At 73.5% G+C, this 547-nt stretch carries 1 protein-coding gene; it reads right to left on the bottom strand.

Annotated elements, in window-relative coordinates; all coding sequences use genetic code 11:
- Positions 1-547: RNA-guided endonuclease InsQ/TnpB family protein (locus tag ACY34I_RS40635; protein WP_462760871.1), on the bottom strand; the 547-nt coding region annotated here is incomplete at both ends.

Genomic DNA, 547 nt, shown 5'->3' on the forward strand with positions numbered 1-547 from the left:
AGCGTCGGCGACCTGCCGGGCTATCCGGCGGTTGCGTAGCATGCCGGCCACGTTGAGGTCTTCGACCACGATCGTGCCGTACTCGCGTGAGAGGCGGGTGGTGAGCTTGTGCAGGCCGTCACGGCGCAGGTTCGCCACCCGCGCATGCGCCCGCGCCACCTGCCGCCGCGCCCGTTCCCACCGCCTGGATGGCTGCTGGCCGGTGCGCCGGTCCGGGCCAACGCGGCGGGACATGCGCCGGGACAGACGCCGCATCCGCTGGGCCGCCTCGTCCAGGTGGCGGGGGTTGGGGACCATCTCGCCGGTGGACAGCACCGCCAGGTGGGTGATCCCCACGTCGACGCCGATCACCGCCTGCGGGCGTGTCGGGGTGCGTTCGGCCCGCTCGATTTCGACGCAGAACGCGACATGCCACCTGCCGCCGTCACGGCGCACGGTCGCGGACAGGATCCGGGCCGTGCCCGCCTCCAGACGGCGGGCGAGTTTACGGGCGGACTCGTGCAGCTTGAGCCGGCCCAGCCGGGGCAGCACGACATGCCGGCGGTCC

Source organism: Micromonospora sp. RTBAU3-60 (genome assembly GCF_054963695.1).